Source organism: Delftia sp. 11MD (genome assembly GCF_050907895.1).
Taxonomy (GTDB): Bacteria; Pseudomonadota; Gammaproteobacteria; order Burkholderiales; family Burkholderiaceae_C; genus Comamonas; species Comamonas tsuruhatensis.
In genome coordinates, this window is sequence record NZ_CP194333.1 from 2,114,840 (window position 1) to 2,128,914 (window position 14,075).

The window sequence follows — 14,075 nt, forward strand, 5'->3', positions numbered from 1 at the left end:
TCGCGCACACGGGGGGCGCATCGCGCACAATACCGGCCGTGCAAACCTCAGCCTCTCTTGCCGGCGCGCAGCCGGCGCGCCCCATCGACATCGCCCTGCTGGTCAGCGTTTTCGTGATCGCGGCCTGCGGCCTGCTCTATGAGTTGGCTGCGGGCGCGCTGGCTTCCTATCTGCTGGGCGATTCCGTCCTGCAGTTCTCCACCATCATCGGCAGCTACCTGTTCGCCATGGGCATAGGCTCCTGGCTGTCGCGCTATTTCGAGGACCACCTGCCTGCGCACTTTCTGCGCATCGAGCTGATGGTGGCCCTGATCGGCGGTGCGTTGCCGGCCACGCTGTTCATTGCCAATGCCTACGCGCCCGGCGCGTTCCGGTTCCTGCTGTACGGCATGGTGCTGGTGGTGGGCACGCTGGTGGGGCTGGAGATTCCGCTGGTGATGCGCATCCTCAAGCGCAATGTGACGCTCAAGGACCTGGTGTCCCAGGTGCTGACCTTCGACTACCTGGGGGCGCTGGCCGTGTCGCTGGCATTTCCGCTGCTGCTGGTGCCCAAGCTGGGCCTGGTGCGCACGGGGCTGCTGTTCGGCTTCATGAATGCGGCGGTGGCGGTCTGGGCACTGCTGCTGTTTCGGCATGAGCTGCGGCGCCCGCGTGCCCATGCCCTGGCCTGCGCGGCCGTGCTGGCCCTGCTGGGCACGGGCATCTGGGGCGCCGACCATCTGACGCGCCTGGCCGACGACCATTTCTACCAGGACCGCATCGTGCTCTCCAGCAGCTCGCCCTACCAGCGCATCGTGGTGACGCAGGGACGCCAGGGCGCGCGGCTGTACCTCAATGGCAACCTGCAGTTCGCGCAAGGCGACGAGTACCGCTACCACGAAGCCCTGGTCCATCCCGTGATGGCCGCGCATGGCGCGCCCAAGCGCGTGGCCGTGCTGGGCGGCGGCGACGGCATGGCCGTGCGCGAGGTGCTCAAGTACCCCTCGGTGGAGTCGGTCACGCTGGTGGAACTGGACCCGGCCATGACCGACCTGTTCAAGGACAACGCCATGCTGCGCCGGCTCAACGGCGATGCGCTCAGCGATGCGCGCGTGCGCATCGTCAACACCGATGCCTTCCACTGGCTGCAGCAGGGCGGAGACACCTTCGACGTGGTCATCGTCGATTTCCCCGACCCGACCAATTTCGCCATCGGCAAGCTGTTCACCAACAGCTTCTATGCCTTGCTGGACAAGCGCCTGGCCGCCAGCGGCTACGCCGTGGTGCAGACCACGTCGCCCCTGATCGCGCGCAAGAGCTACTGGACCGTGGTGCAGACCATCGAATCCATCGGCCTGCAGGCCACGCCCTACCACGCCCATGTGCCCAGCTTTGGCGAGTGGGGCTTCGTCATCGCCAGCCACCGGCCCTGGCGCGAGCCCGATGCCCTGCCTGCGGGCCTGCGCTTTCTGAGCGCGCAGACCATGGCGCTGATGTTCGACTTTCCGCTGGACATGGCGCGTGTGCCGGCCGAGGTCAACCGCCTGTCCAACCAGGTGCTGGTCAATACCTACGAACGCGAATGGGGCAGGGTGGAGCGTTGAGCCCCGACCGCCCGTCTTTGTGGAGCCGGCGCCAATGGCTGCAGGGCCTGGCCGGCGGTGCGGCCGCAGGCCTGGTCGGCTGCACGCCAACGCCGCCTCGTCTGGAAGACCTGCCTGGTGGCTTCAGCGGCGTGGCGCTGGAGCGTGGCCATGCCTTGCGCGCGTTCTGGCAGCGATTGGGCCAGGGCCTGGCGCTGCCGGCGCCGGCCGTGGTGCACCGCGCCAACGTGGTGATTGCCGGTGGCGGCATGGCGGGCCTGGCGGCTGCGCGGGCGCTGGAGCTGTCGGGGGTGCAGGGTGTGGCACTGCTGGACACGCAGCCGGCCATGGGCGGAAACAGCCAGGGCGGCAGCATGTCCGGGCTGGCCTGTCCTTTGGGCGCCCACTATCTGCCCTTGCCTGGCGACGATGCATCCGAGGTCCAGGACTGGCTCGAGGCCCTGGGCCTGCGCCAGCGCCGCGCAGGCCGCTGGCAGTACGACGAGCGCCATCTGTGCCACAGCCCGCAGGAGCGCCTGTTCTGGCAGGGCGCCTGGCATGAGGGCCTGCTGCCCGTCGATGGCGTGGCGCCGCGCACGCTGGAGCAGTACGAACTCTTTGCGCGCAGCGTGGCCCAGGAGATGGACAGGGCGCCCTTTGCCATGCCGTCCATCCGCGTCTGGCAGCGCCAGGGCCGGCTGCCCGCCGCCCATGCCGCGCTGGACGGCCAGACCATGCAGGCCTGGCTGGCCAGCCAGGGCATCGATGATGCGCAGCTGATCTGGTATCTGGAGTACTGCTGCCGCGACGATTTCGGCGCGGGCCTGGCGCGGGTGTCGGCCTGGGCAGGCATTCACTATTTCGCCAGCCGCCACGGCTTCTCGGCCCCGCGCCGCCAGGATGAGCGCACGCCCGAAGACGCGGGTGATGCCGTGCTGACCTGGCCCCAGGGCAATGGCTGGCTGTCGCAGCAACTGGTGGCCGGGCTGGGCTCCACCGACCTGCAGACCGATTGCAGCGTGCTATCCATTGCCGAGAGTGCCGATGGCGTGGAGATCGACGTCTACCACCACGGTCGCCAGCAGCACGAGCGCTGGCTGGCCGCGCGCTGCGTCGTGGCCCTGCCCAGCTTCATCGCGGCACGCGTGGCGCGCGATGCGCCGGACTTCCTGCGCGCGGTGGCGGGCCGGCTGGACTGGGCGCCCTGGCTGGTGGCCAACATCCATCTGCAGCGGCCGCTGGCCGACCGGCCCGGCGCCGATCCGGCCTGGGACAACGTGCTGTTTGCCGATCCGAATGCGGGCGGCCTGGGCTACGTGGACGCGGGCCACCAGGGCCTGGACCGGCTCACGCCCCGGCCCACGGTGCTCAGCTACTACCAGGCGCTGGGCGACTGGCCTGACGGGCGCGCCCAACTGCTGGGCCAGCCCTTCGGCTTCTGGCGGGACCGCATCGTCGGCAGCCTGCTCGTCCCCCATCCCGACCTGCTGCACAAGGCCACGCGCATGGAGATCACGCGCTACGGCCACGCCATGGCCATACCCCGGCCCGGTGACCAGCAGCTGCTCAGCCAGGTGGCGCTGCAGTCGCTGCACCGGGGGCGCAGCGCGCTGTGCGCCGGCGAGCGCGTGGCCCTGCTGCCCACGCCGGGCACGCGCCGCCTGTGGTTCGCACATTCCGACTGGGCCGGCTACTCGGTACTGGAGGAGGCCTTCACGCGTGGCCACCATGCGGGCCTGTGGGCTGGCGCGCGGACCTGACACGGGCCGCGGCGCCGGTGTCGCGCGCTTCAGGCGCCAGATCGGTCAGACAGGCCCGGGCATCTGCACCATGCGGTACAGCGACTGGCTGCCGCGTGCGGCCAGCACGCCCAGCTGGGCCAGCGTGCGCGGGTCCAGCTCCAGCGTGATGGCGGCGCGCGCCAGTGCCGAGCGGATGCGGGGGCCGTCCTCGCCTTCATGGATGACGGGCGGATACAGGCTCGCGCCGTCGGCGCCGATCACGCTGGCCACCAGCGGCGGCTGCGGCGGCTCGCCACGGCGCAGCACCACGGCGATGTCACCGTTGTCCAGCCGCACGTAGGTGCCCGGCGGGCACAGGCCCACGGCGCGCACCAGCGCGAAGCCCACCTCGTCGGAGTAGCGCTGCTGCTGGGTGAGCGCGCGCAGCGACTCGGCGGCGCTGCGGCCTTCGCGTGACTTGCGCGGGCTGATCAGGGCCGCGTAGCGGTCCACCGTGCCCAGGATGCGCACCAGGCGCTGCACCGGGGGCAGTGTGGCCAAGGGCTGCTGGGGCACGGCTTCATGGTGGCGGGCCACCAGTTCCAGCCACAGCGCGTCGTTGACGAACAGCCGCGCCAGCAGGGCCTGGCTGTGCAGCGGGTGGCGCTGTACGGCCTGCTGCTGGGCGGGAGTCAGCGGCTCGCGCTGCAGCGCCAGTTCGTCCTGCAGCGCGTTCATGCCGATGTTCATGGTCAGTGCGCCATACACCAGGGTGCGGTGTTCGGACTCGTCCAGGCGCAGCTCGCGCGCCAGCACATGGCACAGGCAGGCGCAGACCAGGGCATGGGAGGCGCTGTAGCCCACGGTGGACGAGCAGGCGCGCTGGAACATCAGGTACAGCGCGGCATCGCTGTCGTGGGCGATCAGCTCCTGCAGCCACAGGTCGATCTGCTGCAGCTTGACCAGGAAGCCCTGCACCTGCAGCGGCGCGGACAGCAGCACGGACAGTGCGGCCTCCAGGTCGGACCACAGGCCCAGCAGGTCTTCGTAGGAATCGTCGGGGCGTCGGCTCATCGTTGGCGGGGTGCGGGAAGCGGGGCGCATGCAGGCCGCATCAGCGCCGCTCCAGCACCATCTCGCTGCCCTGGCGGGTCATCTGGACGTGGGCAAGAAAGCTGTTGCCCAGCAGCACATAGGGCATGGGAAGAGGGGCGACCACGGCGTCCACACCGAAGACCTCGACATCGCCCACGCGCACCGAATCCAGCCGCAGGCGCCAGCCCTGGGCATCGCCGTTGGCGGTGCGCATCATCACCGGCTGGCCCTTGAGAAAGGGCAGGCCCATGCGTTCGGCGTCGGACCGGCCGATGGCGACCGAGCTGGCGCCCGTATCCACCATGTAGACCATGGTCTTGCCATTGATCTGGCCGCGTTCGATGAAGTGCCCCCGGTTGTCGGCCTTGAGCACCACGCGCCGGCCGAGCGCAGGATCGCCCGCCGCCGCGCCCCGGCCGCCCAGGCTGATGGGCGCCTCGCCCAGGCGCAATGTCTGGCGGCGGCCCTTGATTTCCACCTCGGCCGTGTCACCCGATACCTGCAGCACGCGCACGTCCTGCAGGCTGTCGCCCGCCGCCAGCGCGCGCGGCGTGCCGCCGTCTATGACCAGCAAGGCCTTGCTGCCCAGCACGCCGCTGAGCGCCACTGACTGCGCCGTCGCCGACGGTGGAGCCAGCGCGGCCGCTGCGGCCAGGCTCAGAAGTACGGCACGTAGGTGGCGCATGGGGTGGCTTGTGGCGCAGAGGCGGGTGCCAGGCGATCAGTCGCGGAAGTTGTTGAAGGACAGGGGATGGTCGGCCAGGTCCTTGCGGATCAGGGCCATGGCGGCCTGCAGGTCGTCGCGCTTGGCGCCGGTGACGCGCACGGCGTCGCCCTGGATGGCCGCCTGCACCTTGAGCTTGCTGTCCTTGATCAGCTTTTGCAGCTTCTTGCCCAGCTCGGCCTCGATGCCGTTCTTGACCTTGATGGTCTGCTTGAGCTTGTCGCCGCCGATCTTCTGGGCCTTCTGGATGTCCAGGAAGCGCACGTCCACGCTGCGCTTGGTCAGCTTGTTGCGCAGGATGTCCTCGACCTGCTGCAGCTGGAAGTCGGCATCGCCGAACAGCGTGATTTCCTTGTCCTTGAGCTCGATGGCGGCCGAGGTGCCCTTGAAGTCGAAGCGTGTGCCGATTTCCTTGGCGGTGTTCTCCACGGCGTTCTTCACTTCGACGAAGTCGGCTTCGCACACGGTGTCAAAAGAAGGCATGGCAAATATTTCCTGTAAATGTTCTGAAAAAGTACCGCAGCGCGCGGCCGGGCGATGCGGGCGCGGGGCCGGCGGCGCAGGGAGGCGGTGCGACAATCCGGTCGATGTTAGTCGAGAAAAATGTTCCGCTGCAGCATTGCAACAGCTTCGGCATCGCCGCCCGTGCCCACACCCTGGTGCGCGTGCGCAGCGACGAGGACGTGCGCCATTTCCTGGCCGATCCGCTGTGGGGCCGCCAGCCCGTGTTCGTGCTGGGCGGCGGCAGCAATGTGGTGATCACGGGCGACGTCGATCCCGTGGTCCTCAAGATGGAGATAGCGGGCATGCGCCTGCTGCGCGAGACCGATCGCCACTGGATCGTCGAGGCCGGTGCCGGCGAGCGCTGGCACGACCTGGTGGCCTGGACCCTGTCGCAGGGCTACGGCGGCCTGGAGAACATGGCGCTGATTCCCGGCACCGTGGGCGCGTCGCCGGTGCAGAACATCGGCGCCTACGGATTGGAGCTGCAGGACCGCTTCGAGTCGCTGGATGCCATCGACCTGGCCACGGGGGAGTCCTTCACGCTGGATGCCGCGCAATGCGCCTTCGGCTACCGCGACTCGGTGTTCAAGCATGCGCCGGCCGAGCCCACGCCCGTGGCGCGTGCGCGCATGAGCGGCGTGCCGCCGCGCGGCATGGGCCTCAAGGGCCGCGCCGTGATCACGCGCGTGCGCCTGGCCCTGCCCAAGGACTGGAAGCCCGGCCTGGGCTACCTGGACCTGCAGCGCCGCCAGGCCGAGGCGGGCGTGGCCGAGCCCACGGCCCGCCAGATCTTCGACTGGGTGTGCGAGATCCGCCGCGCCAAGCTGCCCGATCCGGAGCACATCGGCAACGCGGGCAGCTTCTTCAAGAACCCGACGGTGACGCCCGAGCAGTGCGCCGACATCATTGCGCGCGAGCCCCGCATCGTGCACTACCCCATGGACGACGGCTCCATCAAGCTGGCCGCCGGCTGGCTGATCGATGCCTGCGGCTGGAAGGGCAAGTCCATGGGCCGCGCCGGGGTGTATGACAAGCAGGCCCTGGTGCTGGTCAACCGGGGCGACCGGCACAGCGTGGACAGCAGCGTCACGGGCGGCGAGGTCATGACGCTGGCCGGAGCGATACAGACCAGCGTCTACGAGCGATTCGGCATCCGCCTGGAGCCCGAGCCCGTCGTAGTCTGAGCGGCCTTGGGCGGTCCTTGGGCGGTTCTTGAGGGGCACGGCGGCAAAAAAACAGCGGCCCGCAGGGCATTGCCGCCTGCGGGCCGCTGCGCATCAGCGCCTCAGTGGGCGGAGTGACTGCGCCAGTCCATATAGTCCTTGTCGGTCATCAGCACCCACAGCGCGAGCACCAGCACCACGATGCCCGACACCACGGCATTGCGCATGGCGTCCATCTGGCCGGCAAAGCCCAGCACCCAGGGCGAGATCACCATCCACAGACCCAGCAGGCCTTCGGTCCATTCCTCCCACGCGCGGGGCATGAAGATGGCTCCCAGCGCAGCGGCAATCAGCGCCAGTCCGATGACCACGCCGTTGGCCGTGGGCGCCATCTGGTCCTGGAACCCCAGCACCCAGGGCGAGACTGCCAACCAGACTCCCAGCAGGACGTTGAGCGGGTCCTGCCAATGCTTCATGTATTTCATGGCTGCACCTCCTGCCGCCACGACGAATGAGGGCGGCAGCTGGTTGGATCAAGGGCGCAGCATGCAGGTTCCATGAGGATTTTTGCGAAAGTGCATGCTTACCATGGCATCTCGCCCTTGTTCACCTTGGCGCCGATGTCCAGCGACAGCGCCATGCCGGCCTGCGGGTAGGCCTGCTTCATGGCACCGATCAGCTCGGCGCTGTTGCCCGCCTTGGCGGCGGCGGCCTCGAAACGCTGGAGATAGTCGCGTGTATAGGCGATGGCGCTGGCGTCCATGGCCGTGCCGGCCTGCATGTGGCCGGGCACGACGACAGCGGGCTTGAGGGCCTGCATCTCGTCCAGCTGCGCCAGCCAGGCCTTGCGCTCGGCGCTCTTTTGCGTGTCCGCTGTCCAGACATGCAGGTTGCCGAACACGCCCACGTTGCCGACGATGGCCTGCAGCGCAGGCACCCAGACATAGGGGCGGTGGGCCAGCGGGCCGGTGGTGCCGCGCAGCTCCAGCGCCTGGCCGTCCACCATCACCGTATTGCCTTGCAGGGCCTCGGGCAGCACGGGATGGCTGGGGGCGTTGGCGCCCATCTTGGGGCCCCAGAAGGCCAGCTTGCCCTGCAGCTTGGACTCGATCTTCTCGCGCACGGCCGGCGTGGCCACCACCTTGGCCTGCGGGAACAGGCTCTTGAGCACCTCGGCGCCGAAGTAGTAGTCGGGGTCGGCATTGCTGATGAGGATGGTGGTCAGCTGCTTGCCGCTGTCCAGCACATTGGCGGCAATGCGCAGGCCGTCGGCGCGGGTGAAGCCGCTGTCCACGACCACGGCCTCCTTGGCGCCGGTGATCAGGGTGGAGGTCACGGCAAAGCTGTGTTCGTCGGCCTGGTAGACCTTCATCTGCAGCGGGGCGGGCGCCTGGGCATGGGACAGGCCGGCCGACAGGGCCAGGGTGAGCGAAAGCAAGGTGGTGCGAAGCATGTCGATTTCCTTTGAAAAAAGCACAAGACAGAAAGCGGGTGGCAGCGCCGTGCTGCCATGGGTGGTACTTTAGTTTTTGAAATCGAGCAGATAAACGGCAAAATATGCGCTTGTTTGTTGCGGAAATCGAGCATATCCATGGACCGATTGCTGGCGATGCAGGTGTTTGCCACGGTGGCCGAATGCGGCAGCTTCACGGCGGCGGCCGAGCGGCTGGACCTGTCGCGCGCCATGGCCACGCGCCATGTGGAGTCGCTGGAGCAGTGGCTGGGCGCGCGCCTGCTGCACCGCACCACGCGCCGTGTCTCGCTTACCGATGCCGGTGCGCAGTGCCTGCGCTACAGCCAGCAGATGCTGGCCCTGGCCGATGAGGTGCAAGGCGAGATGCGCGCCGGCGACAGCCAGTTGCGCGGCCTGCTGCGCGTGACCTGCAGCATGTCCTTCGGCCATGCGCAGATGGCGCCGGCCATTGCGCAGTTCATGCGGCTGCACCCGCACCTCAAGATCGACCTGCTGGTGGACGACGGCGCGCTGGACCTGGTGCAGCAGCGCATCGACCTGGCCATACGCATCAGCGCCGATCCGGGCGCCGCACTCATCGGCCGGCCGCTGGCCGTGTGCGAATCGGTGCTGGTGGCCTCGCCCGCCTACCTGGACGCGGCAGGGCGGCCGCAGACACCGGCCCAGTTGCAGGCCCACCGCTGCCTGGGCCATATGCGCGTGGGCCGCAATGTCTGGCAATTGGCGCGGCGTGACGACGAAAGCGATGAGCAGCAGATCGCCGTCACCACCTGGTTCAACGCCAACGAAGCCACCGTGCTGGCCGCCGCTGCCGTCGAGGGTGCGGGCATCGCCTTGCAGCCAACCTACCTGGTCCAGCCCATGCTGCAGGCCGGCCAGCTGGAGCTGGTGCTGCCGGACTGGCGCCCGCAGCCGCTGACCGTGCATGCGCTGTACAGCTCGCGCCGTCACCTGCCGGTGGCCGTGCGCGCGCTGCTGGATTTTCTCGTGCAGCGCTTCGAGGGCGCGCGCTGGTAGCAAGGGCGTAAAAAAGCCGCCTTGCGGCGGCTTGTGGGATGCAAGTGTGCGATTTTCTGGCCCATGGCGTCGCGTGCTTGGCGGGCGCGTCCCATGCCAGGGACGCCGAGCAAGGGCCGCCCCGCAGCGAGGGCGTCGTCCCCCTCCCTCGCGAAGCGAGTAGAGAGGGGGAAGCGGCGTCAGCCGCTCAGGGGGTGTAGGTCATTCCTTGCCGCCCAATTGGGGCAGGGCGGTGCTGGTGCCCAGGGACAGCAGGCCGGCCTTGGCGTAGATGGCCAGCTTGTCGCGGGTGTCCATCAGGTCCAGGTTGCGCATGGTCAGCTGGCCGATGCGGTCGGCGGGGCTGAAGGGCGCGTCCTCGACCTTTTCCATCGACAGGCGCTCGGGCGCGTAGGTCAGGTTGGGCGATTCGGTGTTCAGGATGGAGTAGTCATTGCCGCGGCGCAGCTCCAGCGTCACGGTGCCGGTCACGGCGCGGGCCACCCAGCGCTGGGCGGTTTCGCGCAGCATGATGGCCTGCGGGTCGAACCAGCGGCCCTGGTACAGCAGGCGGCCCAGGCGCAGGCCGTTGATGCGGTACTGCTCGATGGTGTCCTCGTTGTGGATGCCGGTCACCAGGCGCTCGTAGGCGATGTGCAGCAGGGCCATGCCGGGGGCTTCGTAGATGCCGCGGCTCTTGGCTTCGATGATGCGGTTCTCGATCTGGTCGCTCATGCCCAGGCCGTGGCGGCCACCGATGCGGTTGGCTTCCAGGAACAGCTCCACGGGATCGGCGATTTCCTTGCCATTGAGGGCCACGGGGCGGCCTTCTTCGAAGGTCACCGACACTTCCTCGGCCTTGACCTCGACCTCGGGCTTCCAGAACGCCACGCCCATGATGGGGTTGACGATGCGGATGCCGCTGTTCAGGAACTCCAGGTCCTTGGCCTCGTGCGTGGCGCCCAGCATGTTGCTGTCGGTCGAGTAGGCCTTCTCGGCGCTCATCTTGTAGCCGAAGCCCTCCTTGGTCATGAAGGCCGACATCTCGGCGCGGCCGCCCAGCTCGTCGATGAAGGTCTGGTCCAGCCAGGGCTTGTAGATCTTCAGAGCGGGGTTGGTCAGCAGGCCGTAGCGGTAGAAGCGCTCGATGTCGTTGCCCTTGAAGGTCGAGCCGTCACCCCAGATGTTGACGTCGTCTTCCTTCATGGCGGCCACCAGCATGGTGCCGGTCACGGCACGGCCCAGGGGCGTGGTGTTGAAGTAGGTGATGCCGCCCGTGGAGATGTGGAAGGCGCCGGCCTGGATGGCGGCAATGCCTTCGCCGGCCAGCTGCGCGCGGCAGTCGATCAGGCGGGCCTGCTCGGCGCCGTACTCCATGGCCTTGCGGGGGATTTCGTCGTAGTCGGCCTCGTCGGGCTGGCCCAGGTTGGCCGTGTAGGCGTAGGGCAGGGCGCCCTTGTTCTTCATCCAGCGCAGGGCGGCGCTGGTGTCCAGGCCGCCCGAGAAGGCGATGCCGACCTTTTGGCCGACGGGGACGTTTTGCAGGATGGTTTCCATACGATGCTTCTCTCAATAACGATGGCGGCTGGCGTGCGGGACGCGGCTGCCGGAAAACACGGAAGGCGCCTGGGCGCCGTCAGGTCGAATGCGTCGGTCTGCCCAGGCGCTCAGGCGCTCTTAGGCGTAGTGGCAGATGTAGTGGTAGGCCTCGGTCACGCGGATGTCGAACTTGGAGTTCGCAGGCACCTGGAAGGACTCGCCGGCCTTGGAGGTCAGCCACTGGTCCGTGCCGTCGAGCTTGTACTCGCAGGAGCCGGCCACGCATTCCATGATCTCGGCGGCGGCCGTGCCGAAAGTCAGCTGGCTGGGCAGCACCACGCCCGCAGACTTCTTCGTGCCATCGGCCAGCGTGAAGCCATGGCTGATGCATTTGCCGTCGAAATAGACATTGGCCTTGGTGGTCAGGGTGATGCCAGAGATGGTTTCGGTGGTCATGGAAGCTGGGCAGAGGGTGGACTAAACCGCCCATTTTAGGCCAGCACCCGGCCGCTGCCCGTACGTGCTGGCCGCCGCCATGCAAAAAGCCCCTTGTCGGGGCTTTGCATGCGCAGGTCCGTCTCAGCGGCGCCAGCCGTGGCGGTAGCCGCCGCGCCAGCCGTGATAGCTGGGGCGCGAGGCGTAGTACACGCCGGCAGCAAGGGCTGCTCCAATCACCACGGGGGCCACATAGTCACTGGCCGAATACACGGGCTGCACAGGCTGGGGGGCGTAGTAGCCACTGCCGTCGTAGTAGTTGTTCTGGTAGACCACGGGCGGCGGCACGGGTGCGGTGGAGTACGCGGCCTGGGGCGGCTGGTTGGTGCCGTAGTAGCCGTTGCTGCCATAGGCCGCGCTGTTGGCGGCAGGCTGCACGCTCAGCGCGATCCAGTCCCCGGGCGGCGTGGTGGTGCGCGTCGTGTAGTTGCGGCCTGCGTACTCGTAGACCACGTCATAGGCCACGGCGCGGTTCTGGTAGTAGGTCTGGGTAGTGCAGTTGCGCACCGTCTGGTACTGGGGCTGGCCCGTGGCCTCGGCCTGGTTGCCCAGCATGGCGCCGCCGATCACGCCGGCCGCCGTGGCGGCCGCCCGTCCGCCGCCATGCCCGATGGCATTGCCGACCACGCCGCCCGCCAGGGCACCCAGAACGGCGCCCGCGCCCGAGGTGCGCTGGCCGGTATAGACGTTTTCATCGCGGCAGACCTGCTGTGGCACGGCCACCTGCTGGGTCACCGGGGTCACCGACAGCACCCGGCCTTGCTCCTGGGCCAGGGCCACGGTGGCGGTCGTGGCCGCCAGCGTCAAAAGAACCAGGGATTTCATGATTGCACTCCTGTTGCGCTGGCGGTATTTCCTGCCAGGCTCCATGCAAGTGTATTCCTCGGGCCTGGAAAGCAGTTTGCGGTCGCGTAAATCCACGTAATAAGCTGTTCCAGGCCTGATGGCAGAGTCAGCGCTTGCCCCCGTGGGCCATCTCTGCCCAGGCGTCGGGCGCAAAACCCACGGTGATGCGTCCCTGCGGCCATTGGACGACCGGGCGCTTGATGACGCTGGGCTGCTGCTGCATGAGGGCTGCGGCACCGGCCGCATCCTGGGCGGCGGCCTGGGTGTCGGCATCGAGCTTGCGCCACGTCGTGCCTTGGCGGTTGAGCAGCTTTTCCCAGCCGACAGCCTGCATCCAGGCGGGCAACTGCTCGGCGGGAACACCCTGTTTCTTGAAGTCGTGGAATTCGTAGGCGATGCCCTGGTCGGTGAGCCAGGCGCGGGCCTTCTTGACGGTGTCGCAGTTGGGAATGCCGTAGAGCGTCACAGTGTTTGCAGTGGTCATGATTGGTTGCAGTTGCCGCAGTCAATGGATGGCGAGGACCCCATAAGGACACTGTCCCTGGGTAACAATAGCGCGCAGTATGCACACCTCATTTCCCACATTGGATGCATGGCTCGCCTATTGCGAGCGCCTGCACCCCAAGAATATTGCGCTGGGCCTGGATCGCGTGCGCGAAGTTGCCCAGCGCCTGGACCTGCGTTTCGACTGCCCCGTGATCACGGTGGCGGGCACCAACGGCAAGGGCTCGACCTGCGCCATGCTGGAGGCCGTGGCGCTTCAATCGGGCTTTCGCCCCGGCGTCTACACATCGCCGCATCTGGTGCATTTCGAGGAACGCTGCCGCGTGGGCGGCGAGATCGTGAAGGCCGCCGAGCTGCTGCCGCAGTTCGAGGCCGTGGAGCAGGCGCGCGTGCAGGGCACGGAAGTGGCGCTCACCTATTTCGAGTTCACCACGCTGGCCATCCTGCGGCTGATGAGCCAGTCCAGGCTGGATGTGGCGATTCTCGAGGTGGGCCTGGGCGGGCGGCTGGATGCCACCAATGTGATCGACGCCGATTGCGCCGTCATCACCAGCATCGACATCGACCATGTGGAATTCCTGGGGCCGGACCGCGAGAGCATCGGCCGCGAGAAGGCCGGCATCATGCGCGCCGGCCGGCCTGTGGTGGTCAGCGATCCCATGCCGCCGCAAAGCGTGCTGGACCATGCACAGGCCATTGGCGCCGATCTCTGGCGCCTGGGCCAGGACTTCAATTTCTCGGGCGACAAGCAGCAGTGGGGCTGGGCCGGACGCGGGCGGCGCTATGCGGGCCTGGCCTATCCGGCGCTGCGCGGCGCCAACCAGCTGGTCAATGCATCGGGTGCGCTGGCCGCGCTCGAAGCCATCCGCAGCCGCCTTCCGGTCACGGCCCAGGCCGTGCGCACGGGGCTGGCCATGGTCGAGCTGCCGGGGCGTTTCCAGATCATTCCGGGCCAGCCAACGCTGGTGCTGGACGTGGCGCACAACCCGCATTCGGTGGCGGCGCTGACGGCCAACCTCGACGCCATGGGTTACTTCCCCTGCACGCATGCGGTGTTCGGCGCCATGCACGACAAGGACCTGGCCCCCATGCTGGCCAGGATTGCCCCGCTGATCGACCGCTGGTATCTGACCGACCTGCCCACGCCGCGCGCCGAGAGCGCCGAGGTGCTGCGCCAGAAGATCGAAGCCCTGCCGCCCGCGCCGGGCGTGCCGCGCGAGATCTCGCTGGCCACCTTCGCAAACCCGCAGCTGGCGCTGGATGCCGCGGTTCTTGCAGCAGGTCCCACTGATAGAATCGTGGTCTTTGGCTCGTTCTTCACGGTGGGCGGCGTGCTGCAGGACGGCCCGCCCCGGCTGAACGCCAAGCATCTGGGCACCTGAATCCAGTGATCCGCACCGCAAACGGCCATCGTGGCTGCCTGTGGTGGCCGATCTGAACGAGTCCGCACTC

Annotated in this window: 14 protein-coding genes; 5 read left to right on the forward strand and 9 right to left on the reverse strand. The window is 68.0% G+C overall.

Annotated features, from left to right (window positions below):
- The first annotated feature begins 38 nt into the window (after positions 1-38).
- Together ACRSCF_RS09460 and ACRSCF_RS09465 are read left to right on the forward strand one after the other, a co-directional pair.
- Complete coding sequence (locus ACRSCF_RS09460) at positions 39-1,583, forward strand: polyamine aminopropyltransferase (protein ID WP_034363641.1); 1,545 nt, start codon at positions 39-41, stop codon at positions 1,581-1,583.
- Positions 1,562-3,322 carry an FAD-dependent oxidoreductase gene (locus ACRSCF_RS09465; RefSeq protein WP_052151617.1) on the forward strand — a complete coding sequence of 587 codons (1,761 nt, stop codon included), beginning with the start codon at positions 1,562-1,564 and terminating at the stop codon, positions 3,320-3,322. Before ACRSCF_RS09460 ends, ACRSCF_RS09465 begins: the two co-directional genes overlap by 22 nt.
- Before the next feature lie 45 nt (positions 3,323-3,367).
- On the opposite strand, the gene ACRSCF_RS09470 is transcribed toward ACRSCF_RS09465, so the two are convergent.
- Genes ACRSCF_RS09470 through ACRSCF_RS09480 form a run of 3 tightly spaced genes read right to left on the reverse strand, consistent with a single transcriptional unit; the run spans position 3,368 to position 5,585 of the window.
- Positions 3,368-4,357 carry an HD-GYP domain-containing protein gene (locus tag ACRSCF_RS09470; RefSeq protein WP_034363648.1) on the reverse strand — a complete coding sequence of 330 codons (990 nt, stop codon included), beginning with the start codon at positions 4,355-4,357 and terminating at the stop codon, positions 3,368-3,370.
- Between the two features lie 40 nt (positions 4,358-4,397).
- Positions 4,398-5,063 (reverse strand): retropepsin-like aspartic protease family protein, encoded by a 666-nt coding sequence (locus ACRSCF_RS09475; protein ID WP_016449247.1) that lies wholly within the window; start codon positions 5,061-5,063, stop codon positions 4,398-4,400.
- 36 nt (positions 5,064-5,099) lie between these two features.
- The gene (locus tag ACRSCF_RS09480; protein ID WP_012206580.1) at positions 5,100-5,585 is read right to left on the reverse strand and encodes a YajQ family cyclic di-GMP-binding protein; all 486 of its coding nucleotides are present in this window, start codon (positions 5,583-5,585) and stop codon (positions 5,100-5,102) included.
- A 104-nt stretch (positions 5,586-5,689) separates the two neighbouring features.
- Here ACRSCF_RS09480 and murB point away from each other — a divergent pair, with 104 nt between their 5' ends.
- On the forward strand, positions 5,690-6,790 hold the full coding sequence (murB, locus tag ACRSCF_RS09485; RefSeq protein WP_016449248.1) for a UDP-N-acetylmuramate dehydrogenase: 1,101 nt from the start codon (positions 5,690-5,692) through the stop codon (positions 6,788-6,790).
- A gap of 101 nt (positions 6,791-6,891) precedes the next feature.
- On the opposite strand, the gene ACRSCF_RS09490 is transcribed toward murB, so the two are convergent.
- Positions 6,892-7,254 carry an SPW repeat protein gene (locus ACRSCF_RS09490; RefSeq protein WP_016451422.1) on the reverse strand — a complete coding sequence of 121 codons (363 nt, stop codon included), beginning with the start codon at positions 7,252-7,254 and terminating at the stop codon, positions 6,892-6,894.
- Positions 7,255-7,352: 98 nt separating this feature from the next.
- The gene (locus tag ACRSCF_RS09495) at positions 7,353-8,222 is read right to left on the reverse strand and encodes an MBL fold metallo-hydrolase (RefSeq protein ID WP_017407584.1); all 870 of its coding nucleotides are present in this window, start codon (positions 8,220-8,222) and stop codon (positions 7,353-7,355) included.
- A 138-nt stretch (positions 8,223-8,360) separates the two neighbouring features.
- On the opposite strand from ACRSCF_RS09495, the gene ACRSCF_RS09500 reads away from it, so the two are divergent.
- A complete protein-coding gene (locus tag ACRSCF_RS09500) occupies positions 8,361-9,260 on the forward strand; it encodes a LysR family transcriptional regulator (RefSeq protein ID WP_034363649.1) in 900 nt (299 codons plus the stop codon).
- 201 nt (positions 9,261-9,461) lie between these two features.
- Here the strand turns inward: ACRSCF_RS09500 and argG are convergent, their stop codons facing one another.
- The 4 genes from argG to ACRSCF_RS09520 all read right to left on the reverse strand — a co-directional run bounded on the left by argG (position 9,462) and on the right by ACRSCF_RS09520 (position 12,603).
- Positions 9,462-10,796, reverse strand: a complete 1,335-nt coding sequence (gene argG, locus ACRSCF_RS09505; RefSeq protein WP_016449252.1) for an argininosuccinate synthase — start codon at positions 10,794-10,796, stop codon at positions 9,462-9,464.
- 120 nt (positions 10,797-10,916) lie between these two features.
- On the reverse strand, positions 10,917-11,234 hold the full coding sequence (locus ACRSCF_RS09510; RefSeq protein WP_016449253.1) for a pyrimidine/purine nucleoside phosphorylase: 318 nt from the start codon (positions 11,232-11,234) through the stop codon (positions 10,917-10,919).
- Positions 11,235-11,357: 123 nt separating this feature from the next.
- On the reverse strand, positions 11,358-12,098 hold the full coding sequence (locus tag ACRSCF_RS09515) for a glycine zipper 2TM domain-containing protein (protein ID WP_034363652.1): 741 nt from the start codon (positions 12,096-12,098) through the stop codon (positions 11,358-11,360).
- Positions 12,099-12,225: 127 nt separating this feature from the next.
- A complete protein-coding gene (locus ACRSCF_RS09520; protein ID WP_016449255.1) occupies positions 12,226-12,603 on the reverse strand; it encodes an ArsC family reductase in 378 nt (125 codons plus the stop codon).
- Between the two features lie 79 nt (positions 12,604-12,682).
- On the opposite strand from ACRSCF_RS09520, the gene folC reads away from it, so the two are divergent.
- A complete protein-coding gene (gene folC / locus ACRSCF_RS09525) occupies positions 12,683-14,005 on the forward strand; it encodes a bifunctional tetrahydrofolate synthase/dihydrofolate synthase (protein ID WP_016449256.1) in 1,323 nt (440 codons plus the stop codon).
- The last annotated feature ends 70 nt before the right edge of the window (positions 14,006-14,075 follow it).